Origin of the sequence: Streptomyces sp. NPDC051582 (assembly GCF_040681715.1) — a bacterium.
Taxonomy (GTDB): Bacteria; Actinomycetota; Actinomycetes; order Streptomycetales; family Streptomycetaceae; genus Streptomyces.
This window is the reverse complement of record NZ_JBFAZJ010000001.1, coordinates 422861-449833: the sequence shown is the minus strand read 5'-3', so window position 1 is coordinate 449833 and position 26973 is coordinate 422861. Positions and strand designations below refer to the sequence as shown.

The window sequence follows — 26973 nt, the reverse complement described above, 5'->3', positions numbered from 1 at the left end:
GCGGAATAGCTTCTGCCGGGTGCCAGCCAGTAATCGCGCAGCATCTCGTAGTCATCCCGGGACCGCCCTCCGCGTCGCCGTACTCGCCGATTCCGATACGCGATGGAAATGGGGCGCACTCACCGCGCGCCGCCTGTCGGAAGAACCGCACCTCACCGGATTCCTGCTCCGCGGCCGGGCCACCCCGACCGCGCGCCAGCTCGGCGAAGTGGGCGTCCGGGCGGACCGGCTCTCCGAGGTGACCTGCGCACGGTTCCTCGCGGAGATCGAGCGCGGGAAGTACGACGTCGTCGTCCTCGCCCTCGTCGGCGGAGCCGTCCAGGCCGTCCTGCACGGGATCCGCGCGCTGTGGCCCGAGCCGGCCGAGCGCCCCGTGCTCGTCACCGGTTACGTGGGCGTCGTGTACGAGAAGCTCGCCGACGGCCTGCTGCTGCGCCACGGCGCCGACCTCGTCCTCGCCAACTCCCGCCACGACGCGGGACGCTTCCGCGCGGTCTACGAGGGCGTCGGCGCGGACGCCGGCGCGGTCACGGAGACGGCACTGCCGTTCCTGGACGGAGCGGCCTACGAGAAGGCCGGCAGCCGCGCCCACACGGTCGTCTTCGCCGTCCAGCCGTCCGTCCCCGAGAGCCGCGCCGACCGCGCCTACCTGCTGGAACGGGCAGCGGGGCACGCCCGGCTGCACCCCGGGCGCGAGGTGCTGATCAAGCTGCGCAGCCGTCCGGGGGAGCACACCACGCACCTGGAGGAGCAGCCGTACCAGCGGCTCGCGGAGCGGATCCCGGGCGGACTGCCCGCCAACTGCCGCCTGGTGTACGGGAACATGGGCGAGGTCCTGGACGGTACGGACCTGCTGGTCACCGTCTCCTCCACGGCCGCGCTGGAGTCGCTGCACCGCGGGATCCCGACCGCGGTCCTCACCGACCTCGGCATCCGCGAGGCGCTCGGCAACCACCACTTCCTCGGCTCGGGCTGCCTGGCCTCCTGGGACCAGCTCGACGCGGGCCTGCTGCCGCAGGGCGACCCGCGCTGGCTGGCCGACCAGGGCGTGACGGGTGCCTCCGGCGACGCCGGCGACCCCTTCGCCGCCGCGCGCGAACGGCTCGCGCAGCTGCTGGACCTCCCGGTGCTCCCCGCCGTCGCCCCCTACTACACGCAGGTCACCGCGCCCCGGTACCTGCCCGGGATCCTCGCCCGCCACCACCTCGCCCCCGACGGCAGCCCGCTGCCCGGAGCCGTCCGCGAGAGCGAGGGGGAGTCCCGGCTGCGCCGCCGGCTCCGCTCGCACCTGCGCGACGCCGCCCGGGCGGCTTACCGGCACGGCGTCCAGCGCGTGGCCCCGGTGATCCGCCGGATGGGGGAGCTGTGACCGCCGCCGCGAGCCCGCGCGTGCTGGCCGTGATCCCGGCCCGCGGCGGCTCCAAGGGAGTCCCGGGCAAGAACCTCGCCGAAGTGGCCGGGGTCCCGCTCGTCGTACGGGCCGTCCGGGCCTGCCGGGGCGCGGCCACCGTCACCGACGTCGTGGTCTCCACCGACGCCGGCCCCATCGCCGAAGCCGCCCGGGCCGCCGGGGCCGAGGCGATCCGCCGCCCCGCGGCGATCTCCGGGGACACCGCCAGCAGCGAGGCGGCCGTCCTGCACGCGCTCGACGCCTTCGAGGAACTGCACTCCCTCACCGTGGACGTCGTCCTCCTCGTCCAGTGCACCAGCCCCTTCCTGACCTCCTCCGACGTCGAGTCGGTCGCCGCCGCCGTCGCCACCGGCGCGGCCGACTCGGCCCTGACCGTCGCCCCTTTCCACGGCTTCCTCTGGCGGGAAGCGGCCGACGGCGCCGGGGGGGACGGCGTCAACCACGACAAGGCCGTCCGCCCCCGCCGCCAGGACCGCCCCCAGGACCTGCTGGAGACCGGAGCCGCCTACGCCATGGACGCCGCCGGCTTCCGCGGCGCGCGGCACCGCTTCTTCGGACGCACCCTTCCCGTCGCCACCGACCCCGCACGGGTCCTGGAGATCGACGACCCGCACGACCTGGCGCGCGCCCGCCTCCTCGCTCCCCTCTTCACCTCCCCCCGGCACCCCCACGCACCGAACGAAGGACCTCAGCTGCCATGACCGTCGCCACCCCCAACTCCCGCCTGCGCACCTTCGGCTCGCGCACCGCCGGCCCCGGCCGCCCCGTGTACGTCGTCGGTGAGATCGGCATCAACCACAACGGCGACCTCGGCAACGCGTTCGCCCTCATCGACGCCGCCGCCGAAGCGGGCTGCGACGCCGTGAAGTTCCAGAAGCGCACCCCGGAGATCTGCACCCCGCGCGACCAGTGGGACATCGAGCGCGACACCCCCTGGGGCCGGATGACGTACATCGACTACCGCCACCGCGTCGAGTTCGGCGAGGCCGAGTACCGCTCCATCGACGAGTACTGCGCCAAGCGCGGCATCGACTGGTTCGCCTCCCCGTGGGACACCGAGGCCGTCGCCTTCCTGGAGGAGTTCGACGTCCCCGCCCACAAGGTGGCCTCCGCCTCCCTCACCGACGACGAGCTGCTGCGCGCCCTGCGCGCCACCGGCCGCACCGTCGTCCTCTCCACCGGCATGTCCACCCCGAAGCAGATCCGCCATGCGGTGGAGGTGCTCGGCAGCGACAACATCCTGCTCTGCCACGCCACGTCCACCTACCCGGCCAAGGCGGAGGAGCTCAACCTGCGGGTGATCAACACCCTGCAGGAGGAGTACCCGAACGTGCCGATCGGCTACTCGGGCCACGAGACGGGCCTGCAGACCACCCTCGCGGCCGTCGCCCTCGGCGCCACGTTCGTCGAGCGCCACATCACCCTCGACCGCGCCATGTGGGGCTCCGACCAGGCGGCCTCCGTGGAGCCCGGCGGCCTGACCCGCCTGGTCCGTGACATCCGCACCATCGAGACCGCCCTCGGCGACGGCGTCAAGCGCGTCTACGAGTCCGAGCTCGGCCCCATGAAGAAGCTCCGCCGGGTCCAGGGCGAACTCGCCTCGGTCTGACCCTCCCGCCGTGCCGGGCCGCGGTCCCGCCCCGCGGCTCGTCCGGCCCTCCGTCCGGTGTCCGTCCGGTACGACGCGCCCCGCCCCCGCCCCTGACGAGGAGTACGTGGTGACCCCCTCCGCCTCCACCCTGGCTTTCGTCGAGAGTCCGGTCCAGCTCCTGAACGTCCTGGAGTGGGCGCACGCCGAAGCCGCGTCCGCACCGGGCGGCGCCCCGCTGCTCCACGGCGTCCCGGCCCAGCCCAGCCGCGCCTTGGGCCGCGGCCCGGCCGCGGCCGGCGAGGGCGCGGCTTCGGCGTGCGCCCACGCCCCCGACCGCTCGGCGGCGGGTTCCTGGCTGCGGATCGTCGTACTGCCGCCCACCGACCCCATGTCCCGCGGCCAGCTGCGCCGCATGGCCGGCCTGGCCCGGGACGAGGGGTACGAGGTCGTCTGGCAGGAGGCCCGCGGCGGCCGGCTCGCCCCGCTCAAGGCGCTCGCCGCGCTCGCCAGGGACGTCCGCGCGGCCCGCCGCGTCGTCGTCGGCGACCCCTTCTCCCGGTACGTGCAGCTCCTGCTCACCCTCGTGCGGGCCGAGGAGCTCGTGGTGGTCGACGACGGCACCGCGACGATGGAGTTCGTCGCCCAGACCGCCCGCGGTGAGCGCCTCGTCCGCTGGCACCGGGTCGGCGGGGGCGGCCTGCCCGGCCGGGTCCGCGAGCTCGCGTACGCACCGGTCTCGGCCACCGCCCGGCGCCGTTTCACCCCGGCCGCGGGCACCGGCCGGCGCGTCGAGGTGTTCAGTTCGATGCCCGTCACCGTCCACAGCGGGATGAGCCTGCGGGTCAACGAGTTCGCGTGGACCCGCGCCCGGTTCGGCCCGCCGCGCCTGACGAAGGGCACCGACCTCGTCGGCACCTCCCTGGTGGAGACCGGGGTGGTCGACCCGGCCCGCTACCTGGACGCCGTACGGGCCCTGACGCTGGAGCACGGCGTCACCCGTTACTTCGCGCACCGCCGGGAGTCCGCGGAGAAACTGCGCACGCTCAGCGAGGCGACGGGGCTGGAGATCGTCCGCCCGGACCTGCCGCTGGAGCTGATCGCCCGGCGCGGACCGGTCGGCCGTACGATCGTCAGCTTTCCGTCCACGGTCGTCCACACGCTGCCCTACGCACTGACCGGAACCGGTGTGACCGTCGCCGTATGCGACGTCGAGGCGGCCTGGCTCACCGGCTCCGCCTCGCCGCGCGCCCGCAGCTTCCTCGCGGGGGTCAGCGAGACCGCCCGTGATGTGCACAGACTCCCCGCCCAGACCGCTTCTGCGGCCGGATGAGCGCGCGAGTTTACCCCCAGGTGCATCACGTCATGCGTCCAGAGGTCTGATTTTTTTCCCCTAACGGCATGAACTTTTGGTGATCCACAGCCAGTTGGGCCATTCGTGCGCCTACCCTTCAACGGGTGAACCAGTTGATGTCCCGCGAGTCCCAGACCGCCCTGCCCGGCACGCCTGACCGGCCCGAGCTGCCCGGCAAGATTCCGGACCACCTGCGTGCCGAACTGATCGAGTTCCGCCGGGACTTGCACATGCACCCCGAGCTAGGACACCAGGAGTTCCGCACCACGGCGGCGATCAAGGCCCGGCTGGAGAAAGCGGGGCTGCGGCCCCGCGTACTGAAGTCCGGAACCGGCCTGGTCTGTGACGTGGGCACCTGGGACGGGGGCCGGCCGATGCTGGCCCTTCGCGCGGACATCGACGCGCTGCCCATTCCGGACGCCAAGACGCACGTGGCGTACCGCTCGACCTTCCCCGACCGCGCCCACGCGTGCGGCCACGACGTGCACACCGCCGTCGTCCTCGGCGCCGGTCTGGTGCTCGCCGACCTCGACCGGCAGGGCCTGCTGCCCCGCCCGGTGCGGCTGCTGTTCCAGCCCGCCGAGGAGGTGCTCCCCGGCGGGGCCACCGACGCCATCGCCTCCGGGGTCCTGGACGGGGTGGGCCGGATCATCGCCGTGCACTGCGACCCGCGGGTCGACGCCGGGAAGATCGGACTGCGCACCGGGCCCATCACCTCCGCCTGCGACCGGCTGGAGATCGCCCTGGCCGGTCCCGGCGGGCACACCGCCCGCCCGCACCTGACCACCGATCTGGTGACGGCCGCCGCCCGGGTCGCCGTCGACCTGCCGGCCGTGCTGTCGCGCCGGATGGACGCCCGCTCGGGCATGTCGATCACCTGGGGCCGGATCGAGGCCGGGCACGCCTGCAACGTCATCCCGATGCACGCCGAGCTGTCCGGGACGATCCGCTGCCTGGACATCAACGCCTGGCACGAGGCACCCGACCAGATCCACGCGGCGATCGACGAGATCGCCGGGATGCACCGGGCCAAGTCGGAGATCACGTACGTGCGCGGGGTGCCGCCGGTCGTCAACGACCCGGTGGTGACCGAGCTGCTGCGCGAGGCGATGGCGGCCCGGCTCGGCAAGGAGTCGATCGAGGACACCGAGCAGAGCCTGGGCGGCGAGGACTTCTCCTGGTACCTGGAGCACGTGCCCGGCGCCATGGCCCGGCTCGGCGTGCACACCCCGGGCGCGAGCGCCAAGAGGGACCTGCACCGGGGCGACTTCGACGTGGACGAGTCGGCGATCGGGGTCGGCGTGGAGTTCTTCACGGCCGCGGCCCTGCTCGACGGGCGCCGGAGCAGGCCGGCCGGGTAGCTCGCGGGCAAAAATTTGTACAACATCTGAGCGCCTACCGGCACAGGTGTCCAGCCCTTGGTACACAAGGGCTGGACACCCGGCGAGTTACCGATCGGTCACTGTCCGATTCGCGACGATCCGATAACGACTCATGAACGGCCCTTTAACTGACATCTACGCGCGTTACGATCGCCGCGAAACCAGCGCCGGTCGTGGCGCTTCGGTCAGGTTTTGAAGGAGCCTCCCCTTGCGCCGGATCACCAGGATCGCCACCGTGGGCATCGCGTCCGCGGCGCTGGCCCTCTCGGCCACCGCCTGTGGCGGAAAGAAGTCTTCCGACACCTCCGCGTCCTCCTCGGAGTCCGCGGGTTCGTCGGCGAAGTCCGCAGCCATCGCCTATGACATCGGCGGCCGCGGCGACCAGTCGTTCAACGACGCCGCCTTCGCGGGCCTGGAGAAGGCCAAGACGGACCTGAAGGTCAAGACGGCCGAGGCGGAGCCCACCGAGGGCGAGAGCGAGGCGGACAAGGTCCAGCGCCTCACCGAGCTCGCGCGCAAGGGCAACAACCCGGTCATCGGCGTCGGCTTCGCCTACGCCCCGGCCATCAAGAAGGTCGCCGAGAAGTTCCCGAAGACCACCTTCGGCATCATCGACGACACCTCGGTGACCGGTCCGAACATCGCGAACCTGGTCTTCAACGAGGAGCAGGGCTCCTACCTGGCCGGCGTCGCCGCCGCCAAGGCCTCGAAGACCGGCACGGTCGGCTTCATCGGCGGTGTCGAGGTTCCGCTGATCAAGAAGTTCGAGGCGGGCTTCACCCAGGGCGTCAAGGACACCAACCCGAACGCCAAGGTGCTGTCGACCTACCTGACGCAGCCGCCGGACTTCTCGGGCTTCGCCAAGCCCGACCTCGGCAAGGCCGCCGCCAAGGGCCAGCTCGACGGCGGCGCCGACGTGGTCTACTCCGCGGCCGGCCTCGCCGGTTCGGGTGCGATCGAGGCCACCGCCAACGCGGGCAAGTGGGCCATCGGCGTCGACTCCGACCAGTACAACCAGGCCGGCCTGTCGAAGTACAAGGACAAGATCCTGACCTCGGTCACCAAGGACGTCCCGGACGCGGTCTACAACCTGATCAAGTCGGTCGAGGACGGCAAGCCGCAGACCGGTGAGGTCCGTTACGGCCTGGACAAGGACGGCGTCGGCCTGGCCGACTCCAACCCCGCGTACAAGCAGATGGCGGACGTCACCGCCGCGGTCGAGAAGGCCAAGGCCGACATCATCGCGAAGAAGATCACCGTCAAGACCGCCCCGTAAGGCCGTCTCTGACATGCAGTAGTGGTCTCCGGGGTCCGGGTAGCGGTCTCTATCGCTCCCGGACCCCGAGCCGTGTTCTGTGATCTTCGTGGCCACTTGGCCGCAAGTTTTCACTTTCGACAGTGCTACGCGCGTAGAGGCATCGTGGACGCGATACCGTCCTCCTCCCGCCCACCCGCCCGGCCGATACCCGTCCTGCCCCCTGCCAACTTGGCTTTCCAGCTCCTTCCGCGCCAAGGAGAGTGCGTCATCAACGCGTCCAGCCCCCCTCTCGCCGTAGAACTGAACGGCATTACCAAGCGTTTCCCCGGCGTCGTCGCCAACAAGGACATCGCGATCAGCGTCCGCAAGGGCACGGTCCACGCCCTCATCGGTGAGAACGGTGCCGGCAAGTCGACCCTGATGAAGATCCTCTACGGCATGCAGAAGCCGGACGAGGGCACCATCGCCGTCGACGGGGAGCAGGTCTCCTTCTCCAGCCCCGGCGACGCCATCGCCCGAGGCATCGGCATGGTGCACCAGCACTTCATGCTGGCCGACAACCTCACCGTCCTGGAGAACGTCGTCCTCGGCGGCGAGAAGCTCTACGGCATCGGCGCCAAGGCCCGCAAGAAGATCGTGGAGATCTCGGACGCGTACGGCCTGGGCGTGCGCCCGGACGCCCTCGTCGAGGACCTCGGTGTCGCCGACCGCCAGCGCGTGGAGATCCTCAAGGTCCTCTACCGCGGCGCCCGCACCCTCATCCTCGACGAGCCCACCGCGGTGCTCGTACCGCAGGAAGTGGACGCGCTCTTCGACAACCTGCGCGAGCTCAAGGCCGAGGGCCTGACCGTCATCTTCATCTCGCACAAGCTGGGCGAGGTGCTGAAGGTCGCCGATGACATCACCGTCATCCGCCGCGGCACCACGGTCGGCACCGCCGACCCGAAGACCGCCACCACCAAGCAGCTCGCCGAGCTGATGGTCGGCAGCGAGCTGCCCACGCCCGAGACCCGCGAGTCGACGGTCACGGACGTCGCGATGCTCAAGGTGCAGGGTCTGCGCCTGGCCGCCACCGACCCGGACGGCGTCGTCCGCGAGGTGCTGGCCGGCATCGACCTCACCATCCACAAGGGCGAGGTCCTCGGCATCGCAGGTGTCGAGGGCAACGGCCAGACGGAGCTGATCGAGGCCCTCATGGGCATGACGCTCCCGGACGGCGGCGTCATCACCCTGGACGGCAAGGACATCTCCACCACGGCGACGCGCAAGCGCCGCGAGGGCGGCATCGGGTACATCCCCGAGGACCGTCACCGCCACGCCCTGCTGCTGGATTCCCCGCTCTGGGAGAACCGCATCCTCGGCCACGTCACCGAGGCGCCAAACTCCAAGCGCGGCATCCTCGACCCGAAGGCCGCCCGCAAGGACACCGAGCGGATCGTGCGCGAGTACGACGTGCGCACCCCGGGCATCGAGGTCACCGCGGCTTCCCTCTCCGGCGGCAACCAGCAGAAGCTGATCGTCGGCCGCGAGATGAGCCACAACCCGAAGTTCCTCATCGCCGCCCACCCCACGCGCGGTGTGGACGTCGGCGCGCAGGCGCAGATCTGGGACGCCATCCGCGAGGCCCGCCGCGAGGGCCTGGCCGTGCTCCTGATCTCCGCGGACCTGGACGAGCTGATCGGCCTGTCCGACACCCTTCGCGTCATCTACCGCGGCCGCCTGGTCGCGGACGCCGACCCGGCGACCATCACGCCCGAGGAGCTCGGCACCGCCATGACGGGCGCCGCTCGCGGACACCTGGAAGCCAACGACAACCCTTCCGCCGCTGCCGACGGTGACACGACGGAGGACGAGGCCCGATGAAGAAATTCGACAAGGACCGGCTGCTCCTCGCGGCGGCCGGACCCGCGCTCGCACTGATCAGCGCTTTCGTGCTGACCATGATCGTGCTGGCCGCCTCGGGCGTGGACCCGATCGACCCGCTGCGCATCATGATCGACCAGGCCAGTTACGAGGACGTCCAGGTCCTGATCGTCAACCAGGCCGGCATCTACTTCCTGGCAGCCCTGGCCGTGGCCATCGGCTTCCGGATGAACCTCTTCAACATCGGCGTCGACGGCCAGTACCGCCTCGCGGCGATGATCTCGGCCGTGGTCGGTGCGAAGGTCGCGCTGCCCGGGCCGCTGCACATCCTGCTGATCGTGCTCGTCGCCATGGCGACCGGTGCCTTCTGGGCCGGCATCGCGGGCATCCTGAAGGCGCGCCGCGGCGTGAGCGAGGTCGTCTCCACGATCATGCTCAACGCCATCGCGACCTCACTGATCGCGTGGCTGCTGCTGCCGAAGAACCTCGGCGTCCAGCCGGCCGGCTCGAACGACCTGACCACGGGTGACATCCCGGAGTCCGGCTGGTTCCCGGCGCTGTCCCTGCCCGGCGGCGACATCTACGGGTTCACCTTCGTGGCCTTCGCGCTCGGCATCGTCTACTGGTTCGTGCTCAACCGCACCCGCTTCGGCTTCGACCTGCGCGCCTCCGGTGCCAGCGAGTCCGCCGCGCAGGCCTCCGGCGTCGAGCCCAAGAAGATGATCATGACCGCGATGCTCATCTCGGGCGCGGTCGCCGGTCTCACGGGCATGCCGCTGCTGCTCGGCGAATCCCACACGTACAACCTGTCCTTCCCGCTGGGCATCGGCTTCACCGGCATCACCGTCGCGCTGCTCGGCCGCAACAACCCGGTCGGCATCCTCTTCTCGGCCTTCCTGCTCGCCTTCATCGACAAGTCCTCGGCCGGCCTCGACCAGAACGGCTACGCCAAGGAAATCGGCACGATCATGCAGGGCCTGATCGTCATCGCCGTCGTCGTCAGCTACGAGCTCGTCCGCCGCTACGGCATCCGCCGCCAGCAGCAGAAGGTCGGCGAAGAGCTGGCCGCCGGCCACGCCCTCAAGACCGACAACAAGGAGGTCGCGGCGTGAGCACCAGCACCGTTTCCGCGACGAGCGCCGCGCCCAAGAAGGGCGGCGGCCGCCGCAAGCTCACCCTCCCCTGGATCCTGCTGATGATCGCGGGCGGTCTCGCCCTGATCTCCCTGGTCCGGGTCATCTCCGGCGCCAACGACCTGACCTCCGTCGGCCAGGTCTCCGGCGCCCTCCAGCTCGCCGTGCCGATCGGCCTCGCGGGCCTCGGCGGCCTGTGGGCCGAGCGCGCGGGCGTGGTCAACATCGGCCTCGAAGGCATGATGATCCTGGGCACCTGGTTCGGTGCCTGGGCCGGCTACCAGTGGGGTCCGTGGACCGGTGTCCTCATGGGCATCGTCGGCGGCGCCCTGGGCGGCCTGCTGCACGCGGTCATCACGGTCACCTTCAACGTGAACCACATCGTCTCCGGTGTGGCGGTCAACATCCTGGCCGTCGGCTTCACGCAGTACCTGTCGAACTTCACCTTCGACAAGGCCCCGGGCGGCTCCTCGAAGCAGTCCCCGCGCATCGACCCGATCACCGAGATCACGATCCCAGGGCTATCGGACTGGCTGGCGACGCTCCAGGGCAAGCACTGGTTCCTGATCTCGGACATCGCCGGCGTGCTCGGCGGCCTGGTCACCAACCTGTCGCTGCTCACGGTCGTGGCGGTGCTGCTGGTGCCCGCCACCTGGTGGGTGCTGTGGCGGACCTCCTTCGGTCTGCGCCTGCGCTCCTGCGGTGAGAACCCCGTCGCCGCCGAGTCCCTCGGCGTCAACGTCTACAAGTACAAGTACATCGCCGTGATCGTCTCCGGTGCGATGGCCGGCCTCGGCGGCGCGTTCCTCGCGATCGTCTCCACCGGCATCTACCAGGAGGGCCAGACCGGCGGCCGCGGCTACATCGGTCTCGCCGCGATGATCTTCGGCAACTGGATGCCGGGCGGCATGGCCCTCGGCTCGGGCCTCTTCGGCTTCACCTACAGCCTCCGGCTGCGCGGCGGCTCCGAGAACGTCCACGCGATGCTGCTGCTCCTCGCGATCCTGCTCGTGGTCGTCCTCGTCTGGCAGCTGTACAAGAAGAAGTACGTCCAGGGCGCGATCGCGGCGGCCTGCGCCGCCGGCCTGTTCCTCTGGTACGCGCTGACCGACGCCGTCCCGAGCCAGTTCGTCGACGCCGCCCCGTACGTCACCACGCTCCTGGTGCTCGCGCTCTCCGCGCAGCGGCTGCGGATGCCGAAGGCGGACGGATTGCCGTACCGCAAGGGCCAGGGCAAGTGACGACGGTGATCCACCCCGACTGGGAGGCCCTGCGGGAGGCCGCCCGGGACGCCATGTCCCGGGCGTACGCCCCCTACTCGCACTTCCCGGTCGGGGTGGCAGCCCTCGTCGACGACGGCCGGATCGTCGTCGGCTGCAACGTGGAGAACGCCAGCTACGGGCTCAGCCTGTGCGCCGAGTGCGGGCTGGTCTCCTCCCTCCAGGCCACCGGCGGCGGCCGCCTGACGCACTTCACCTGCGTCGACGGCAAGGGCGACGTCCTCGTCCCGTGCGGCCGCTGCCGCCAGCTGCTCTTCGAGTTCGGCGGACCGGAACTGCTGGTGGAGACCCCGAAGGGGGTCCTTCCGCTGGCCGAGATGCTGCCGCAGGCCTTCGGGCCGGACCACCTCAGATAGCCGTGCCGACGGCCCTTCGCCCCTGCCGGGCGGGGGGCCGTTCTCACTCCCCCTCTCTATGCGCGTAGAAGGAAGCACCACATGGACGTCATCTCCGTCATCCGTACGAAGCGGGACCGCGGTGAGCTGAGCCCCGAGCAGATCGACTGGGTCATCGACGCGTACACGCGCGGTGTCGTCGCCGACGAGCAGATGTCGGCGCTGGCGATGGCCATCCTGCTCAACGGCATGAACCGCGCCGAGATCAAGCGCTGGACCGCCGCGATGATCGCCTCGGGCGAGCGGATGAACTTCGACTCCCTGTCCCGCCCGACCGCCGACAAGCACTCCACCGGCGGCGTCGGCGACAAGATCACCCTGCCCCTGGCCCCGCTCGTCGCCGCCTGCGGCGCGGCCGTACCGCAGCTCTCGGGCCGCGGTCTCGGCCACACCGGCGGCACCCTGGACAAGCTGGAGTCCATCCCCGGCTGGCGTGCGCTGCTCTCCAACGAGGAGATGCTGCACGTCCTGGACACCACGGGCGCGGTCATCTGCGCGGCGGGCGACGGCCTGGCCCCCGCCGACAAGAAGCTCTACGCGCTGCGCGACGTGACCGGCACCGTCGAGGCCATCCCGCTGATCGCCTCCTCGATCATGTCGAAGAAGATCGCCGAGGGCACGGGCTCGCTCGTCCTCGACGTGAAGGTCGGCACCGGCGCGTTCATGAAGAACATCGAGGACGCGCGCGAGCTCGCCTCGACGATGGTCGCCCTCGGCACGGACAGCGGCGTCAAGACGATCGCCCTGCTCACCGACATGTCCACCCCGCTCGGCCTGACGGCCGGCAACGCCCTGGAGATCCGCGAGTCGGTCGAGGTCCTCGCCGGCGGCGGACCCTCCGACGTGGTCGAGCTGACCATCGCGCTGGCCAAGGAGATGCTGGACGCGGCGGGTATCAAGGACGCCGACCCGGCCAAGGCCCTCGCGGACGGCTCCGCGATGGACGTCTGGCGCCGGATGATCTCCGCCCAGGGCGGCGACCCGGACGCGGCCCTGCCCGTCGCCCGCGAGCAGCACGTGGTCACCGCCCCGTCCTCGGGCGTCCTGACCCGCCTGGACGCGTACGGCGTCGGCGTCGGCGCCTGGCGCCTGGGCGCCGGCCGCGCGCGCAAGGAGGACCCGGTGCAGGCGGGCGCGGGCATCGAGCTCCACGCCAAGCCGGGCGACACGGTCACCGCCGGCCAGCCGCTGATGACCCTGCACACGGACACCCCGGAGAAGTTCGAGTACGCCCTGGCCTCCCTGGAGGGCACGTACGACATCGCCCCGGCCGGCACCGCGTTCTCCGCCACGCCGATCGTCCTGGACCGCATCGCCTGACCTGCGGCTTCCCCTTCGGGTGAACGGGACCGGCGGACGGCCGCCGGTCCCGTTCCGCATGCCGGGACCGGACCGCCCGCAGGAGGCCACGGCCTGCCGATGAGTTCCGGTGGCCCGGGCAGTCACCCCTGCGTGGAGATCACCCGACTGGTACTGCCCGGCCCCGGCCCGACCCGGCGGGACGCGGCCCTGCTCTGCGCCCGGCTGACGCAGCTGTACGAGGCCGGGGCCGACGCCGTGGAGTGTGATGCCGGCGCCGTCACCGTGCCGGACCTCGCCGTCGTCGAGGCGCTGGCCCGGCTGCGGCTCGCCGCGCGCGGGCGGCCGCTGCGCGTGATCGGGGCCTCGCCCGCGCTACGCGCCCTGCTGCACCTCGCCGGACTCCTCCAGCTGCTCGGGGAGGCCGAAGAGGGGGAACCAGCGGGCGGTGTCCAGGAAGGCGTTCAGCCCGGTGATCCGCCCCTGTGAGATCTCCAGGACCTGGAGCGCCCACGGAGTCCAGCCCGGGGCCCCGTCCTCCCGCGGCCGGTACTGGCCGAAGGCCGGCAGGCCGTTCGCCGTGGTCGGGACCAGACGGGAGCCCTTGCAGCCGATGCCCTGGTTCAGATGCCAGGCGGCGATGTCCTCCTGGCCCCGGAGCCACAGGTCGAACGGCGGCATCGCCAGCACCGCGTCCTCGTGCAGCAGCGTGGTCAGCCGCGAGATGTCGTACGCCTCGAAGGCGGAGAGGTACTGCTCCAGCAGCTTCACCTGCTCCGCGTCCAGCGGGTCCGCGCTCTCGCTCTCGCGCATCCGGGTCGCCGACATCGTCGCCCGGGCCCGCTGGAGGGCGCTGTTCACCGAAGCCACCGTCGTGTCCAGCAGCGTCGCGACCTCGTCCGCCTTCCACGCCAGCACCTCGCGCAGGATCAGCACCGCCCGCTGCTTCGCCGGCAGGTGCTGGAGCGCCGCCACGAACGCCAGCCGTACGGACTCCCTGGCCAGCGCCATCTCGGCCGGATCGGCGGTCTGCGGCAGCACCCGCCCGTCCGGCACCGGCTCCAGCCACGTCACCTCCGGCCGCTCGTTGAGCACGGCCGAGGCCTGGTGCTGCGGGGCGCTGAGGTCCATCGGACGGGCCCGCTTCTTCCCCGCGCTCAGCAGGTCCAGGCAGACGTTCGTGGCGATCCGGTACAGCCACGAGCGCAGCGAGGACCGGCCCTCGAACTTCTCGAAGCTGCGCCAGGCCCGGACGTACGTGTCCTGCACCGCGTCCTCGGCGTCGAAGGAGGAGCCGAGCATGCGGTAGCAGTAGCCGGTGAGCTCGACCCGGTAGCGGTCCATCGCCGCGTCCAGGTCGGATTCGATACTCGTGGCGACGTCACTCATGGCTGTCTTCCCCCAGTAGGTCCGATGTTCCGAAGCTACCGGAGGGGTCTGACAACGGCAGCCGGACGGCCGCTGCGCCGGCCCCTACGTACCCGGCTTGCGCCCGTAGACGTACACGTCGTCCCCCTTCGCCAGCAGGTTCCAGTACGCCTTCGCGTCCGCGAGCCGCATGTTCACGCAGCCGCCCGACCCCGGCGGGTTCCACATGCTCTTCTCCACCGAGTGGAAGGCGATCCCGCCGTCGAAGAACTGCGCGTACGGCATCGACACGTCGTAGATCGTCGACCAGTGGTCGATGCTGCGGTAGTAGATGCGCTTGTGGCCGGTCCGGGTCTCGGTGCCGTCCTTCCCGGTGCGCACCGGCACCGGGCCGTATTTCAGGGTGGCCCCGTCCTGGACCCAGCTGAGCTGGCGGGTCAGGTCGACGCAGGCGATCCGGCCCAGGTCCACCGGGCACTTCCCGTCCTTGTTCGGATTCGTGCCCGCCGCCCGCTGCGCCAGCATCGTGCTCATCGTCTGCCAGGTGAGCGCCCCGGCGTACCCGGCGGTCGGGGTGATCCCGTGCTTCGCCTGGAACGCCTTGACCGCCTGGCAGTCGGCCGCGGACTGCACCCCGTCGACCGGCCGCCCCAGGAACTGCTCCACCTGCCGCTGGTACGGGCCCGTGGTCACGTTGCACGAGCCCGCGGCCCGTGCCGTTCCGCCCCCGCCGGCCACCAGCGGGACCGCGAGCGCCACCGCCCCGCAGACCACCGCCGCCGCCCGCCGTCCCGTACGCATCCGCGTGGATTTCACGTCGTACTCCCTCCCACGCCCTCATGCCTTCCCGGCGGGGAGGGGCAACGCGCCGGAGCCCGGGGCGGCTTGCGCCTCCGGGCTCCGTAATTCCGCTCGTACCGATGCCGTACGCACCGATCCGGCCGCAGCCGTATCAGCGTGCGGCGGCCAGCGCTCCGTGGCGGCGCTCCGCACGCGCCGCGTGCGATCCGTACAGGGTGATCGACACGACGCCGAGCACGGCCAGCAGCGCGATGCCCACCGTCGCCGCCCAGCCCGCCGAGTGGTAGGCGAGCGCGCCGAGCGTGCCGCCCGCGCTGGAGCCGAGGTAGTACGCCGACTGGTACAGCGCCGAGGCCTGCGCGCGGCCCGAGGTCGCCGTCCGGCTCACCGCGGCCGACGCCACCGCGTGGCCCGCGAAGAAGCCGGCGGTGATCAGGACCAGCCCGACCAGGATCGCGGCCAGCGAGTCCGCCAGCGACAGCAGCAGGCCCAGCGCGGTCGTGGTCACCGCCAGGTACAGCGCCCCGCGCCGCCCCGCCCGGGCCACCAGCCGGCCGGCGGCCGCCGAGGAGACCGTACCGACCAGGTAGATCAGGAAGATCGACCCGATGACGCCCTGCCCGAGGGAGAACGGCTCGTCCACCAGCCGGTAGCCGATGACGGTGTACACGGCTCCGAAGACGGTCATGAACAGCGCGCCGATCCCGTACAGGCGCAGCAGCAGCGGATCCCGCAGGTGCCCGGCGACCGAACGGCCCACCGCGCGCGGGTTCAGCGAGGCCGGGCGGAAGAACCGGGCCCGGGGCAGGAGTACGAGGAAGGCCGCCGCGCAGGCCAGCGCCATGACGCCGACGGCCAGCAGCCCGCCGCGCCAGCCCCAGGCCTGGGCCGCCCAGCCGGTGACGAGACGGCCGCTCATGCCGCCGATGGAGTTGCCCGCCACGAACAGGCCGATCGCACCCACCAGCGCCTTCGGCTTGACCTCCTCCGCCAGGTACGCCATCGCGGAGGCCGGGATGCCGGCGATCGCCGCGCCCTGGACGGCGCGCAGCACCACGAGCCACTCCAGGTTCGGCGCGAAGGGCACGAGGAGGCCGACGCCGACGGCGACCAGCATGGAGACGGTCATCATCCGGGTCCGCCCGAAGCGCTCGGAGAGCGCGCTGAGCGGCAGGACGAACAGGGCGAGGGCGCCGGTGGCCGCGGACACGGTCCAGCTGGCCTGACCCGCCGTCACCCCGAACCCGTCGGAGATCGCGGGCAGCAGCGCCTGGGTGGAGTAGAGGAGGGCGAACGTCGCGAGTCCGGCGGCGAAGAGCGCGAGGCTCACGCGGCGGTAGCCGGGGCGGCCGGGGGCGTGGGCTTCCGGTGCGGCGGGAGACGACGGGGTGGAGGCACCCGTGGTGACAGGTGCCCCGGTATGAACGGGAGGCATACGAAGACCGTAGACCCGGCCCGTTTGATGCGTCCAATGCACAGAATCGCGATAATCGATCCACTGGTGCATGAGTGCAGCTCGGAAGGGTGCCTGTCAATGAACCGTTACGAAGAAGACATGGCGGTGACAGGTTTGCTGGCCCCGCGACTGGCGTACTTCGCCGCCGTCGCCCGCCACGAGCACGTCACCCGCGCCGCGCACGAACTGGGCGTCCCGCAGTCCACCCTGTCCCGGGCCATGGTCCGGCTCGAACAGGACCTCGGCGTCACGCTGTTCGCCCGCAAGGGCCGTACCGTCGCCCTCACCACGGCCGGCCGGACCTTCCTCGCCTCGGCCGAGCGGGCCCTCGCCGAGATCGCCCGCGCCGCCGAGTCGGTGCAGCTGGACGCCGATCCGGCCCTCGGCAAGGTGGCGTTCGGCTTCCTGCACACCCTGGGCCCCGAGACCGTACCCGGGCTGATCCGCGCCTTTCGCGCCGACCACCCGCACGTGCGCTTCTCGCTGGTGCAGAACTACGGCGAGGCCATGCTGGAGAAGCTGCGGGCCGGCGAGCTCGACCTCTGCCTGACCTCACCCCTTCCGGACGCCCCCGACCTGGTCGCCCGCCGCCTCGACGAGCAGCGGCTGCGCCTGGTCGTCCCCGACGACCACCGCCTGGCCACGCGCAAGCGCATCCGCCTCGCCGAGGCCGCCGAGGAAACCTTCGTCACCCTGGAGGCCGGCTACGGCCTGCGCCGCATCACCGACGACCTGTGCGCGGAGGCCGGGTTCACCCCGCGGGTCGCCTTCGAGGGCGAGGAGGCCGAGACCCTGCGCGGCCTGGTCGCGGCGGGCCTCGGAGTGGCCCTGCTGCCGCCCCCGGCCGTGCCCCGCCCCGGCGTGGTCGAGCTGACGGTGACGGCCCCGCGCGCGGTCCGCGAGATCGGCGTGGCCTGGCTCGACGGCCACCCCGACACCCGCCCGGTGGCCGAGTTCAAACGCTTCCTCCTCTCCCGCCGCGGCCGCCTCATCCCCGAACTGCACGGCGGGCACCCCGGGCACCCCGGTCAGGATCCGGCGCCGCCCGCGGGAGCCGGCGGGGCTGCCGGGGAGAGCAAGTAGCCCGCCTGGAAGCGGGACTTGGCGCCCACCGCCCGCATGATCTCCGCGATGTGGCGCTGGCAGGTGCGCTCCGACATGCCGAGCCGGCGGGCGATCACCTTGTCCTCCAGGCCCTCCGCCAGCAGCCGCACGATCATCTGCCGCAGCTCGTCCGAGAGCGAGCGCGCCGCGTCCGGGCCCACCGTCGTCGGGAACGGCTCGGCCGCCACCCACGCCCGCTCGAACGCCGACGCCATGAAGTGCACCACCGCCGGCTCCCGCACCACCAGCGCGGCCCCGGCCCGGTCCGGCACCGACATCACCCCCGTGTGCCCGTCGAAGACCAGCATCCGCATCAGCCCGTCGCCCAGCGTCCGCACCTGCGCGCCCAGCGCCGTCACCCGCTCCACGTACGCCGCCGTCGGCCGCGAGTAGCGCGCCGTGTGCTGGTAGAGCGTGCGCATCCGCACCCCGCGCGCCAGCAGCGACTCGTCCCGCCCGATCGCCTCCTCCAGCGTCTCCACCGGCCGGCCCCCGCCCGGCTGCGAAGTCAGCAGCTCCTGCCCGCACCCGGCGACCAGCTCCGCGATCAGCCCGCGCACCGCCCCCAGGTCGGTGACCAGTTCCAGCTCCGCCCGCCCCGAACCGTTGCGCTCCAGGTGCGCCGTCCCCGCCTCGTAGGCCGGTACCAGCGACTCCAGCCGCCCGCGCAGCCGGTCCATCTCGTCGTGGGTCTCCCGTACGAGCAGGGCCAGCGGGGCCAGCGCCCGGGCCGCCGCCGCCCGCGGCGCGACCGCGCTCCAGCGGTCCGGGCCGCCGCCGGGGGCCCGTTGGAGCAGGTGCGCGGCAGCCAGTTCGGTGATCGCCACGGCCGCCCGCGCCCCGAGGTCCCCGGTCGCCTCGGCCTCGGCGAACGAGTGCCGCTCCACGGCGTACGCGTACAGCCGCCGGGCGGCGCGGCTCAGGTCGCCTCCGGACGTCGGGTCGGCTTCGTCGACTGGCACAGCTGGCATATGCGTATTCGTCCCGGCTTGCGGATGTTTATAAACCCCTCGTGTTCCCGCAAGGCGGCAAGACGACGCCCGATTCGGCGCATGGGCATATGCCCGACCGGCACAGTGGTCACACCGGGTGAAGGGGGAAACGCGGTGACGGGGGAGCGGGAGCGGGTACGGAGGACCGGGCGGGGGCCCACGGCGGTCCTGCTGAGCCCGTGCCCCGCCGTGGTGGCCGCCGCCCGACGGGCAGGCGCGCGCACCGTGGTGGTCGCGCCGGGTCCGCCGGTGCCTTCCGACCGTGAGGGGGCGGAGCGGCGGGTACCGGCGGACTGGCGCGACCACGGCCGCCTGGTGACCGCCGTCGGCCGGCTGGACGCCGTCCGCCGCGGCCCGGCCCGCGTCTTCGGCTTCGACCCCGCCGCGGCGCTCGCCGCCGCCCGCGCCAACGAGGCCCTGGGCCTGCCCGGCACCTCCGCCGCGGCCGTCGCCGCCCTCATGGACAAGGCCGCCCTGCGCGCCCGCTCCAACGCGTTACACGCCGTCCGGCCCGTCTCCTTCGTCCGCTGCGGGCGCGCCGCGCTGCTCCCCTTCCTCGCCGCCCTCATCGGCTTCCCCTGCGTGGTCAAACCCCGCGCGGGTGTCCTCGGCGAGGGCGTGCGGCTGCTGGCCGGCCCGGCCGAGGCGGAGGCCGCCGTCCGCGACTACCCCCACGTCACCGACCTCCTCGTCGAGGAGTACCTGGAGGGCCCCGAGCTCGCCGTCGAGGCCCTGTCGCGCGAGGGCCGCCACCGCGTGCTCGGCTGGACCCGCCGGATCCCGGGGCCGGGGGCCGCCGCCACCACCGCCACCGGACACGAACTGCCCGTCGCGCTCCCCGCCGCGGCCGCCGCGGCCGTACGGGCCCTCGTACGCGGGGTCCTCGACCTCGCGGGCCACCGCGACGGGCCCTCCCACACCGAGCTCGTCCTCACCCCGTACGGGCCCCGCCTCATCGAGGCGCACGCCCACCCCGGCGCCGAGGAGCTCGTCGCACTGCTCCGCCTCGCCCACGGCACCGACGTGCTCGCCCTCGCCGTCGCCGCCGGACTGGGGCTGCCCGAGCCGGTCCGCCACCCGCGCGCCGCGCACGCCGGGCTGCGGTACGTGGACTTCCCGCCCGGCACCCGCGTCGCGCGGGCCCGCCCGGGGCTTGCCGCCGCCCGCGCCGTGCCCGGGGTGTTCCGGGTGGGGCTCCAGGTGCCGCCGTGGGCGACGGTGCACGGGCCCCCGACCGGGTCGCTGCACCACGCCCACGTCCTGGCCACCGCCCCGACGGCGGACTCCCTGGCCCGCTCGCTGGACCGGGCCGCGGCCCTGCTCGGCGGCCGACCGGGACCCCTCACCCCCGATTCACGCGGGATTCACGTACCGCCCCCACCGTGAGGGCATGGCCCTCACCCGACGTGAAGTTCTGGCGACCGGTGTGTCCGGCGCCGCGGCGGTCGCCGCCCCGCACCTGTCCGCGCCCTCGCCGGACACCCGCGTGCTGACCGGCACGATCCCCCCGGGCGCCCCCGACTTCGTCGAGATACCCCTCGACGTACCGCGCGGCGTGAGCGAGTTACGCGTGGCGTACACGTACGGCAGGCCGCCCGTACCGCCCGGCACCCCCGGCAACGCCCTCGACATGGGCATCTTCGACCAGCACGGCACCGCCCTCGGCGGCCGCGGCTTCCGCGGCTGGTCCGGCGGCGCCCGCACCGAGTTCTTCCTGCGCGCCGACGACGCGACCCCCGGCTACCTGCCCGGCCCGATCGGCCCCGGCCGCTGGCACGTCCTGCTCGGCCCGTACACCGTCGCCCCGCAGGGACTCCCGTACGAGATCACCGCACGCTTCACCTTCGGCGAGCCGGGCCGCACGCCCCGCCCGGTCTACCCGCCCCAGCGCGCCCGGGGCCGCGGCCGCGCCTGGTACCGCGGCGACTGCCACATCCACTCGGTCCACTCCGACGGGCGGCGCACCCCCGCCGAGATAGCCGCACTGGCCCGCGCGGCCGGCCTGGACTTCATCAACTCCTCGGACCACAACACCCACAGCGCGCACGCCGCCTGGGCCGGCGCGCTCTCCCCGGACCTGCTGATCATGACCGGCGAGGAGATCACCACCCGCACCGGCCACGTCCTGGCCGTCGGCACCGATCCGGGCACCTTCGTCGACTGGCGCTACCGGGCCCGCGAGAATCGCTTCGGCCGGTTCGCCCGTACGATCCGGGGCGCGGGCGGCCTGGTCGTACCGGCCCACCCGCACGCCACCTGCATCGGCTGCGCCTGGAAGTTCGGCTTCGGCGAGGCCGACGCCGTGGAGGTGTGGAACGGGCCCTGGACCCCGGACGACGAGGTCTCCCTGGCCTCCTGGGACGCCACCCTGCGCGGCGCCGACGGCGAGCGGTGGCTGCCGGCCGTGGCGAACAGCGACCACCACCGCGACCCGGACCGCATCGGCGGCCCGCAGACCGTGGTCCTGGCCGAGGACCTGACGCGGGAGGCGATCCTCGCGGGCATGCGGGCCGGGCGGTCCTACGGAGCCGAGTCCGCGCAGGTGTCGGTGGCCTTCGAGGCGGTGGGCCCGCGCGGGGAACACGCAGGCATCGGGGAGCGGCTGCGGGTTGCCCCGGACGCGGACGTGGCCGTGCGGCTCGCGGTCACGGGCGCCCCCGGCTGCGAGCTGAGGCTGATCACCGACCAGGGCACGGCCGTGACCTCGGCGGACGCCGCCCTGGAATGGCGCACCACCCCGGCCCGCTCGGCCTACGTCCGGGCCGAGGTCCGCCACCCCGCCGCGCTCCCGCCGCTGCCGGGCGCCCTGGCCGCGTTCACGAATCCGGTGTGGCTGCCGGCGGGATGAGACCGGCGCAGTCCCGCGCAGGTCAGGAGGCCGGCTTCGCGTACTGGCCGAAGCCGGTCCAGTCGACCGCCACGCACTGCTCGTCGCCGACGACCCAGGCGTCGTGCCCGGGTTCGATCTGCATCAGATCGCCGGGGCCGAACTCCTCGCTGGCCCCGTCGTCCATGACCACCTTCATCCGGCCGCTCACCACGTAACCCGTGTGCGCGGCCTCGCAGCTGTCCGTGCCCGCCAGCGGCTTGATGTGCTCGGACCAGCGCCAGCCGGGCTCGAAGACCGCGCGGCCGACGCCCCCGCGGTCCGTCTGGATGACGTCGAGCCTGCCCTTGCCGTCCGCGAACGGACGGGTCTCGTCCGCCTGGTCGAAGTTCTTGCGCACGATCGCGGCCATGCCGCATCGCCTCCCGCGGAGAAGCGCCCCGAGTCCACTCCTCACTTTACGCCCGGCACTTCACGCCCGGCCGGTCCGGCGCCTCATCCCCGCAGCGAACGTCCGAACCCCGTCGCGAGCGGCATCCGCAGCCCCAGTGGAGGCGGCGCCGCCAGCGCGTCCGTCACCGGCCGCGAGAACCGTCCCGAGAACATCGCCCCCAGGACGAAATCCACGGACAGCGCGACGACTTCCGCCTGGTGCTCGCGCAGCCGGTGCCCGTCCGAGTGCACCTCGAACCGGCAGGTGGAACGGTTCGCCTTCTTCGCCTGGGCCGCCAGCCGAAACGATGCCTCCGGGTCGCTGTGCGCGTCGTTCGTCCCGTGCACGATCAGCACCTGCCGCCCCGACAGCTGTTTCACCGGTTCCGGGGATTCCGGGGAGAGCGCCTCACCCAAAGAAGGGGCGAGCGCCAGCACCGAGTTGACGGCTTCGTGGCCCGCCGCCCGCAGCGCCGCCCGGCCGCCCGCGTCGTACCCGGCGAGGCACACCGGCACGTCCCCGTACCTGCGCACCACCTCGTCGGCCGCCCACCGGGCGTCGTCCTCCCGGCAGGTCCCCTTGCCGTGCAGCACGGTGTGCGCGACCAGCCCGTCCGCCCCGCCCGCCCGGGCCAGCGCCCGCGCCAGCGGACGCACCGGACCTGGGGACAATCTGGACTTGCCGGGGAGTAAGAGGACGACCCCGTTGACCGTGTTGCCTTCTGAGACCGAGCCGTTCGCGCCGGCCGCCCGCCCCAGGCGGGCCCCGCGCGCCGGCGGCGCATGCTGTGCCATGGCGGAACAGTCTCAGACTGACAGGTGTACGCGACCCGTCCGTACGGTCTCTGTTACATATCGACCCCTGTCGTCAACGCACTGCTCTACGCGCGTAGGAGTAGAGTGCCCGGATGACGAGCGAGACCCCCAACCTGCCGACCCCGGATCAGATCCGCCGCTCCCCGAAGGTGCTGCTCCACGACCACCTCGACGGTGGCCTGCGCCCCGGGACCATCATCGAGCTGGCCCGGGAGGCCGGCTACGAGAACCTTCCCGAGACCGACGCCGACAAGCTCGGCATCTGGTTCCGCGAAGCCGCCGACTCCGGCTCCCTGCCGCGCTACCTGGAGACGTTCGCGCACACGTGCGCCGTCATGCAGACGAAGGCGGCCCTGTTCCGCGTCGCCGCCGAGTGCGCCGAGGACCTGGCCGAGGACGGCGTCGTGTACGCCGAGATCCGCTACGCCCCCGAGCAGCACCTGGAAGCCGGCCTGACCCTCGAAGAGGTCGTCGAGGCCGTGAACGAGGGCTTCCGCGAGGGAGAGCGCCGCGCGAAGGCGGCCGGCCACCGGATCCGCGTCGGCGCGCTGCTCACCGCGATGCGCCACGCCGCCCGTGCGCTGGAGATCGCGGAGCTGGCCAACCGCTACCGCGACAACGGCGTGGTCGGCTTCGACATCGCCGGCGCCGAGGCCGGGTTCCCTCCCACCCGCCACCTGGACGCGTTCGAGTACCTCAAGCGCGAGAACAACCACTTCACGATCCACGCGGGCGAGGCCTTCGGCCTGCCGTCGATCTGGCAGGCCCTGCAGTGGTGCGGCGCGGACCGCCTCGGTCACGGCGTGAAGATCATCGACGACATCGAGGTCGCGGCCGACGGCTCCGTGAAGCTGGGCCGGCTGGCCTCCTACGTCCGGGACAAGCGCATCCCCCTGGAGATGTGCCCCACCTCGAACCTGCAGACCGCGGCGGCCGCCTCGTACGCCGAGCACCCGATCGGGCTGCTGCGCAAGCTGCACTTCAGGCTCACGGTCAACACCGACAACCGCCTGATGAGCGGCACCAGCATGAGCCGCGAGTTCGAGCACCTGGTGGACACCTTCGGCTACACGCTCGACGACATGCAGTGGTTCACCGTCAATGCGATGAAGTCCGCGTTCATTCCTTTCGATGAACGACTGGCCATGATCAATGAGGTCATCAAGCCCGGTTACGCCGAGCTGAAGTCGGAATGGCTGTTCCAGCAGACCGCTTCGACCAGCGGTTCTGTCCTGGCCTAGGCCATGGTGTGACAGACGGAAAGCGCCCGGGAGGAGCAATTCCCGGGCGCTTTCTCGTATTTACGTATGTTTGCGGGCCGGGGTTTGAAGTGACTAGTTTGCGGAGCCGCTCAATTCCCCGTCGCAAGGACTAAATCTTCATGAAGAAGTCAGCTGCCAAGACCCTCGGTGCCGCCGCCCTCGGCGCCGCCTTCGTCGCCGCCGCCGCGGGTTCCGCCTCGGCCGCAGTACCCGCGATCGGCCTCTCCGACGCGCTGGGCACCGTCACCGGCGCCGCCCAGGGCCTCACGAGCCAGCAGCAGGTGAGCCCCGAGGGTGGCCAGCAGCAGAGCGACCCGGCAGCCCCGCTCAACGACCTCACCAACGCGGTCGGCCCGACCCTTGGCGGCCTGCCCATCGGCGGCGCGCTCGGCGGAAGCTGATCCCTGCCCGATCGGTCCGCGGACCCGTCCGCGGATTTCGCACGCGCACGCACGTGGCGCACACCGGTTCGATCGGGTGTGTGCCACGTCGTGGCGTGTGCCACGATCACCACCAACTGCCCGCCGACGCAATGGGTATGAGGTCATCGGTCATGCGCTTGAAGGCACGAGTCACGGTCGGAGCGGCCACCGCCGCCCTGCTCCCCGCCCTCCTCCTGGGGGCCGTGGGGTGCAGCAGCAACAAGGACGCCGCCCCCGCGGCGGGCAAGACGCCCGACCCCAAGGGCTCCGCCCCCGCGGGCTCGGCCGCCCCGTCCCAGGGCTCCGCCCCGAGCGGCGCGGCCGCGCCGAAGGCCGGGGCGAGCAAGCTGGAGCGCTCCGCGCTGGAACAGGGCGATCTGCCCGGCTACCAGGTCTCGGCGCAGGGCAAGAACCCGAACGCCCCCGACGGGCAGCCGCAGGCCGACCGCAAGGCCTGCCAGCCCCTGGCCGACATCATGGGCGACAAGCCGGACCCGGCCGCCCGCGAGACCCTCAACCGCGGCATCGGCTCCCAGAAGCAGGTCGGACTCGCCGTCTCCGCCTCCGTCAGCTCGTACGCCGAGGGCGACGCCAAGGCGCTCGTCGCCCGCCTCAAGAGCGCGGTGGGCGCCTGCGGCACGGGCTTCACCGCCACCGTCGACAAGCAGAGCGGCAGCTACCGCGAGGTACGGGCCACCGAGTACAAGACGGCCGGCGACGAGACCGTCAGCTGGACCACCACCGCGGCAGCCCAGGGCGTCTCGGCCCAGGTCCACGTGGTCGTCGTCCGCCAGGGCGCCACCGTCGTACGCCTGATGGCCCTCAACGTCGCCGGAGGCCAGCAGAAGGCGCTGGTCCCGCAAGAGGTGGCGGACAAGCAGCTGGAGAAGGTCCGCGGCGCGAGCTGACGCCCCGGCCGGAAGGCTCGGCTGACCACCCGGGATTTCCGCCTCGACCGCTTTACCAGGCGTTGGAGGCGGACTTCTCGTTCGGCAGGAGCAGCCACAGCGCCAGGTAGATCAGGAACTGCGGACCGGGCAGCAGGCACGAGACGACGAAAATCAGGCGCATCGTGTTCGCGGATATTCCGAAGCGACGCGCCAGTCCGGCGCAGACGCCGCCGATCCAGCGACCGTCACGGGGGCGGACAATGGCGCTCATGGGTTCTCCTCTGGGGCATCCGGCGGGAAGTTTTCCCGCGATGCCTCAATACTCCCGCGGCACCGCGGACAGAACGTCGGTCCAAGGGCCGAGCCCGACCCTGGGAATTCTCGGGGTGGACCCCTGAGAGGACTGCTCGCAGCGCCGCGCGCGCCGCAGCCGCGCACGCAGCGCCGGTACGACGGCCGCGTGCGCGAGCACGACGCCCAGCCCGTTCAGCAGCACCGAGTCCACGTCGACCACCTGCCCGGGAACACCGCTCTGAAGCATCTCGATGAGGAGCGAGACCAGCACGCCCGCGGCGGCGGTCCGGCCCAGCGAGGACCACGCGGCCAGTGGCGACGGAGCCAGGTTCCCGTTGGCGAGCGGCAGCAGCACTCCGAGCGGGGCCAGCAGCGCCAGGCTCTCGCCGATCCGCCGGGCCGCCCCCAGCGGTCCGTACGAGAGGTCCGCCCGGATCCCCTCCAGCGGGGTCAGATTGGCCGCGGCGGCCCAGGGCACGTCCAGGGGCCGCAGAGTGAGCCAGCCGACGAGGAGGAGGTGGGCGACCAGCAGCCCCCCGCCCAGGAGCCGGAGCCGGAGGTGAATGGCGGTGGCGGCACTGCGGCCGACCTCGTTGCGCTGCACATGTGCGAGGACGCAGGCCCCGGTGGCCGCGGTTCCGGTCCGAGCCTGTGAGCGGGCTCGCACCGGGCCGTCCCGGGCCCCGGCGCGGCTCCGTGTGCGGGCAAGGGGGTCAGCGGATGGCGATCAGCACGATCAGGAACACCGCGCCGAGGGCCGCGGGGGCGAGGATCTCGTACGACCACCGCACGCGCACGCCACCCCGGGCACCGGCCCGCGAGGCACCGCGCTCGGCCAGCTCCCGCAGCTCGTCGATCGCCTGGTCGGCCTGGGCCCGCCGCGGTCCGGCGGAGTCCGCCGCCCCGGCCGCGCCCGCGCCCTTGGCGCTCTGCCGGTTCGCCTTCTTCCGGTCGCGCAGCGAGACGGGGATGGACCACAGCTGGTACTTCTCCCCCTCGGCCAGCACCTCCGCCGAGTACCCGGCGCGCACCACGTCCACGGCGCCCCAGGGCAGCTCGATGACCCGGAAGGGGTTGCGCACGCGCATCCGGTCGGCATTGGCGAAGACGGCCGGACGAATGGTGAACGCCACCGTCAGCGGTACGGTCACCAAGGCGATCGCCGCGGCGAACCACGGGGCGTTCCCCGCCCCCCGCACGATGGCGTCCCCGCACAGCCACGCGATGAGCGCGAGCAGCAGGACCCCGGTGACCACGGCCATGGGGGAGCGGTAGACCCGGTCGTCGTACGCCGGCTCTTCAGGGGGCTGCTGGCTGCTCATGGGGCCGATTCTGCCTCACGTCAT

General features: G+C 72.4%; 26 protein-coding genes and 1 pseudogene. 18 read left to right on the top strand and 9 right to left on the bottom strand.

Features of this window, described 5'->3' with window-relative positions; translation table 11 throughout:
• Positions 1 to 19 precede the first annotated feature (19 nt).
• The 12 genes and pseudogenes from AB0M92_RS02065 to AB0M92_RS02010 all read left to right on the top strand — a co-directional run bounded on the left by AB0M92_RS02065 (position 20) and on the right by AB0M92_RS02010 (position 13452).
• Positions 20 to 1369: a DUF6716 putative glycosyltransferase gene (locus AB0M92_RS02065; protein WP_366100157.1), complete on the top strand. Its 1350-nt coding sequence runs from the start codon at positions 20 to 22 to the stop codon at positions 1367 to 1369.
• A pseudogene (locus AB0M92_RS02060) lies at positions 1366 to 2070 on the top strand (acylneuraminate cytidylyltransferase family protein); the annotation flags it as partial. The gene AB0M92_RS02065 and the pseudogene AB0M92_RS02060, both read left to right, overlap by 4 nt.
• 38 nt (positions 2071 to 2108) lie before the next feature.
• Positions 2109 to 3020, top strand: coding sequence for an N-acetylneuraminate synthase family protein (locus AB0M92_RS02055; protein ID WP_366100156.1), 912 nt, complete (start codon positions 2109 to 2111; stop codon positions 3018 to 3020).
• 109 nt (positions 3021 to 3129) lie between these two features.
• A complete protein-coding gene (locus tag AB0M92_RS02050; RefSeq protein ID WP_366100155.1) occupies positions 3130 to 4332 on the top strand; it encodes a hypothetical protein in 1203 nt (400 codons plus the stop codon).
• 137 nt (positions 4333 to 4469) lie between these two features.
• The gene (locus tag AB0M92_RS02045; RefSeq protein ID WP_366100348.1) at positions 4470 to 5714 is read left to right on the top strand and encodes an amidohydrolase; all 1245 of its coding nucleotides are present in this window, start codon (positions 4470 to 4472) and stop codon (positions 5712 to 5714) included.
• A 229-nt stretch (positions 5715 to 5943) separates the two neighbouring features.
• The gene (locus tag AB0M92_RS02040; RefSeq protein ID WP_366100154.1) at positions 5944 to 7011 is read left to right on the top strand and encodes a BMP family ABC transporter substrate-binding protein; all 1068 of its coding nucleotides are present in this window, start codon (positions 5944 to 5946) and stop codon (positions 7009 to 7011) included.
• 210 nt (positions 7012 to 7221) lie between these two features.
• Complete coding sequence (locus AB0M92_RS02035; protein ID WP_366100153.1) at positions 7222 to 8856, top strand: ABC transporter ATP-binding protein; 1635 nt, start codon at positions 7222 to 7224, stop codon at positions 8854 to 8856.
• Positions 8853 to 9968, top strand: coding sequence for an ABC transporter permease (locus AB0M92_RS02030; RefSeq protein WP_366100152.1), 1116 nt, complete (start codon positions 8853 to 8855; stop codon positions 9966 to 9968). Before AB0M92_RS02035 ends, AB0M92_RS02030 begins: the two co-directional genes overlap by 4 nt.
• Entirely contained in the window at positions 9965 to 11230 is a 1266-nt protein-coding gene (locus AB0M92_RS02025) for an ABC transporter permease (RefSeq protein ID WP_366100151.1), read from the top strand. The genes AB0M92_RS02030 and AB0M92_RS02025 overlap by 4 nt, the downstream gene beginning before the upstream one ends.
• Before the next feature lie 5 nt (positions 11231 to 11235).
• Entirely contained in the window at positions 11236 to 11625 is a 390-nt protein-coding gene (locus AB0M92_RS02020; protein WP_366100347.1) for a cytidine deaminase, read from the top strand.
• Positions 11626 to 11706: 81 nt separating this feature from the next.
• Entirely contained in the window at positions 11707 to 12984 is a 1278-nt protein-coding gene (locus AB0M92_RS02015) for a thymidine phosphorylase (protein ID WP_366100150.1), read from the top strand.
• Positions 12985 to 13083: 99 nt separating this feature from the next.
• Positions 13084 to 13452 (top strand): STAS domain-containing protein, encoded by a 369-nt coding sequence (locus tag AB0M92_RS02010; protein ID WP_366100148.1) that lies wholly within the window; start codon positions 13084 to 13086, stop codon positions 13450 to 13452.
• Here AB0M92_RS02010 and AB0M92_RS02005 read toward each other — a convergent pair.
• The 3 genes from AB0M92_RS02005 to AB0M92_RS01995 form a co-directional block, all read right to left on the bottom strand.
• Positions 13339 to 14352: a sigma-70 family RNA polymerase sigma factor gene (locus AB0M92_RS02005; RefSeq protein ID WP_366100147.1), complete on the bottom strand. Its 1014-nt coding sequence runs from the start codon at positions 14350 to 14352 to the stop codon at positions 13339 to 13341. The two genes, AB0M92_RS02010 and AB0M92_RS02005, sit on opposite strands and share 114 nt — an antisense overlap.
• Before the next feature lie 84 nt (positions 14353 to 14436).
• The gene (locus AB0M92_RS02000) at positions 14437 to 15132 is read right to left on the bottom strand and encodes a L,D-transpeptidase family protein (RefSeq protein WP_366100346.1); all 696 of its coding nucleotides are present in this window, start codon (positions 15130 to 15132) and stop codon (positions 14437 to 14439) included.
• Between the two features lie 151 nt (positions 15133 to 15283).
• Entirely contained in the window at positions 15284 to 16567 is a 1284-nt protein-coding gene (locus tag AB0M92_RS01995; protein WP_366100146.1) for an MFS transporter, read from the bottom strand.
• Positions 16568 to 16630: 63 nt separating this feature from the next.
• On the opposite strand from AB0M92_RS01995, the gene AB0M92_RS01990 reads away from it, so the two are divergent.
• Positions 16631 to 17671 carry a LysR family transcriptional regulator gene (locus AB0M92_RS01990; RefSeq protein ID WP_366100345.1) on the top strand — a complete coding sequence of 347 codons (1041 nt, stop codon included), beginning with the start codon at positions 16631 to 16633 and terminating at the stop codon, positions 17669 to 17671.
• Here the strand turns inward: AB0M92_RS01990 and AB0M92_RS01985 are convergent.
• The gene (locus AB0M92_RS01985; RefSeq protein ID WP_366100145.1) at positions 17617 to 18663 is read right to left on the bottom strand and encodes a helix-turn-helix transcriptional regulator; all 1047 of its coding nucleotides are present in this window, start codon (positions 18661 to 18663) and stop codon (positions 17617 to 17619) included. The two genes, AB0M92_RS01990 and AB0M92_RS01985, sit on opposite strands and share 55 nt — an antisense overlap.
• A gap of 270 nt (positions 18664 to 18933) precedes the next feature.
• Between AB0M92_RS01985 and AB0M92_RS01980 the strand changes: the two genes are divergently transcribed.
• The gene (locus AB0M92_RS01980; protein ID WP_366100144.1) at positions 18934 to 20070 is read left to right on the top strand and encodes an ATP-grasp domain-containing protein; all 1137 of its coding nucleotides are present in this window, start codon (positions 18934 to 18936) and stop codon (positions 20068 to 20070) included.
• A gap of 4 nt (positions 20071 to 20074) precedes the next feature.
• Entirely contained in the window at positions 20075 to 21532 is a 1458-nt protein-coding gene (locus AB0M92_RS01975; protein WP_366100143.1) for a CehA/McbA family metallohydrolase, read from the top strand.
• A 22-nt stretch (positions 21533 to 21554) separates the two neighbouring features.
• Here the strand turns inward: AB0M92_RS01975 and AB0M92_RS01970 are convergent, their stop codons facing one another.
• Both AB0M92_RS01970 and AB0M92_RS01965 read right to left on the bottom strand, forming a co-directional pair.
• Positions 21555 to 21923 (bottom strand): cupin domain-containing protein, encoded by a 369-nt coding sequence (locus AB0M92_RS01970; RefSeq protein ID WP_366100142.1) that lies wholly within the window; start codon positions 21921 to 21923, stop codon positions 21555 to 21557.
• Positions 21924 to 22006: 83 nt separating this feature from the next.
• Entirely contained in the window at positions 22007 to 22738 is a 732-nt protein-coding gene (locus tag AB0M92_RS01965; RefSeq protein ID WP_366100141.1) for an alpha/beta hydrolase, read from the bottom strand.
• 113 nt (positions 22739 to 22851) lie between these two features.
• On the opposite strand from AB0M92_RS01965, the gene AB0M92_RS01960 reads away from it, so the two are divergent.
• The 3 genes from AB0M92_RS01960 to AB0M92_RS01950 all read left to right on the top strand — a co-directional run bounded on the left by AB0M92_RS01960 (position 22852) and on the right by AB0M92_RS01950 (position 25351).
• Positions 22852 to 24000, top strand: a complete 1149-nt coding sequence (locus tag AB0M92_RS01960; protein ID WP_366100140.1) for an adenosine deaminase — start codon at positions 22852 to 22854, stop codon at positions 23998 to 24000.
• 140 nt (positions 24001 to 24140) lie between these two features.
• Positions 24141 to 24422, top strand: coding sequence for a hypothetical protein (locus AB0M92_RS01955; protein ID WP_366100139.1), 282 nt, complete (start codon positions 24141 to 24143; stop codon positions 24420 to 24422).
• A 152-nt stretch (positions 24423 to 24574) separates the two neighbouring features.
• A complete protein-coding gene (locus AB0M92_RS01950; protein ID WP_366100138.1) occupies positions 24575 to 25351 on the top strand; it encodes a hypothetical protein in 777 nt (258 codons plus the stop codon).
• Positions 25352 to 25403: 52 nt separating this feature from the next.
• On the opposite strand, the gene AB0M92_RS01945 is transcribed toward AB0M92_RS01950, so the two are convergent.
• From AB0M92_RS01945 to AB0M92_RS01935, 3 genes are all read right to left on the bottom strand, one after another.
• Positions 25404 to 25604: a PspC domain-containing protein gene (locus tag AB0M92_RS01945; protein WP_099889807.1), complete on the bottom strand. Its 201-nt coding sequence runs from the start codon at positions 25602 to 25604 to the stop codon at positions 25404 to 25406.
• Positions 25605 to 25649: 45 nt separating this feature from the next.
• Positions 25650 to 26231 carry a VanZ family protein gene (locus AB0M92_RS01940; protein ID WP_366100137.1) on the bottom strand — a complete coding sequence of 194 codons (582 nt, stop codon included), beginning with the start codon at positions 26229 to 26231 and terminating at the stop codon, positions 25650 to 25652.
• A gap of 109 nt (positions 26232 to 26340) precedes the next feature.
• Complete coding sequence (locus AB0M92_RS01935; RefSeq protein ID WP_366100136.1) at positions 26341 to 26949, bottom strand: PH domain-containing protein; 609 nt, start codon at positions 26947 to 26949, stop codon at positions 26341 to 26343.
• Between the last annotated feature and the right edge of the window lie 24 nt (positions 26950 to 26973).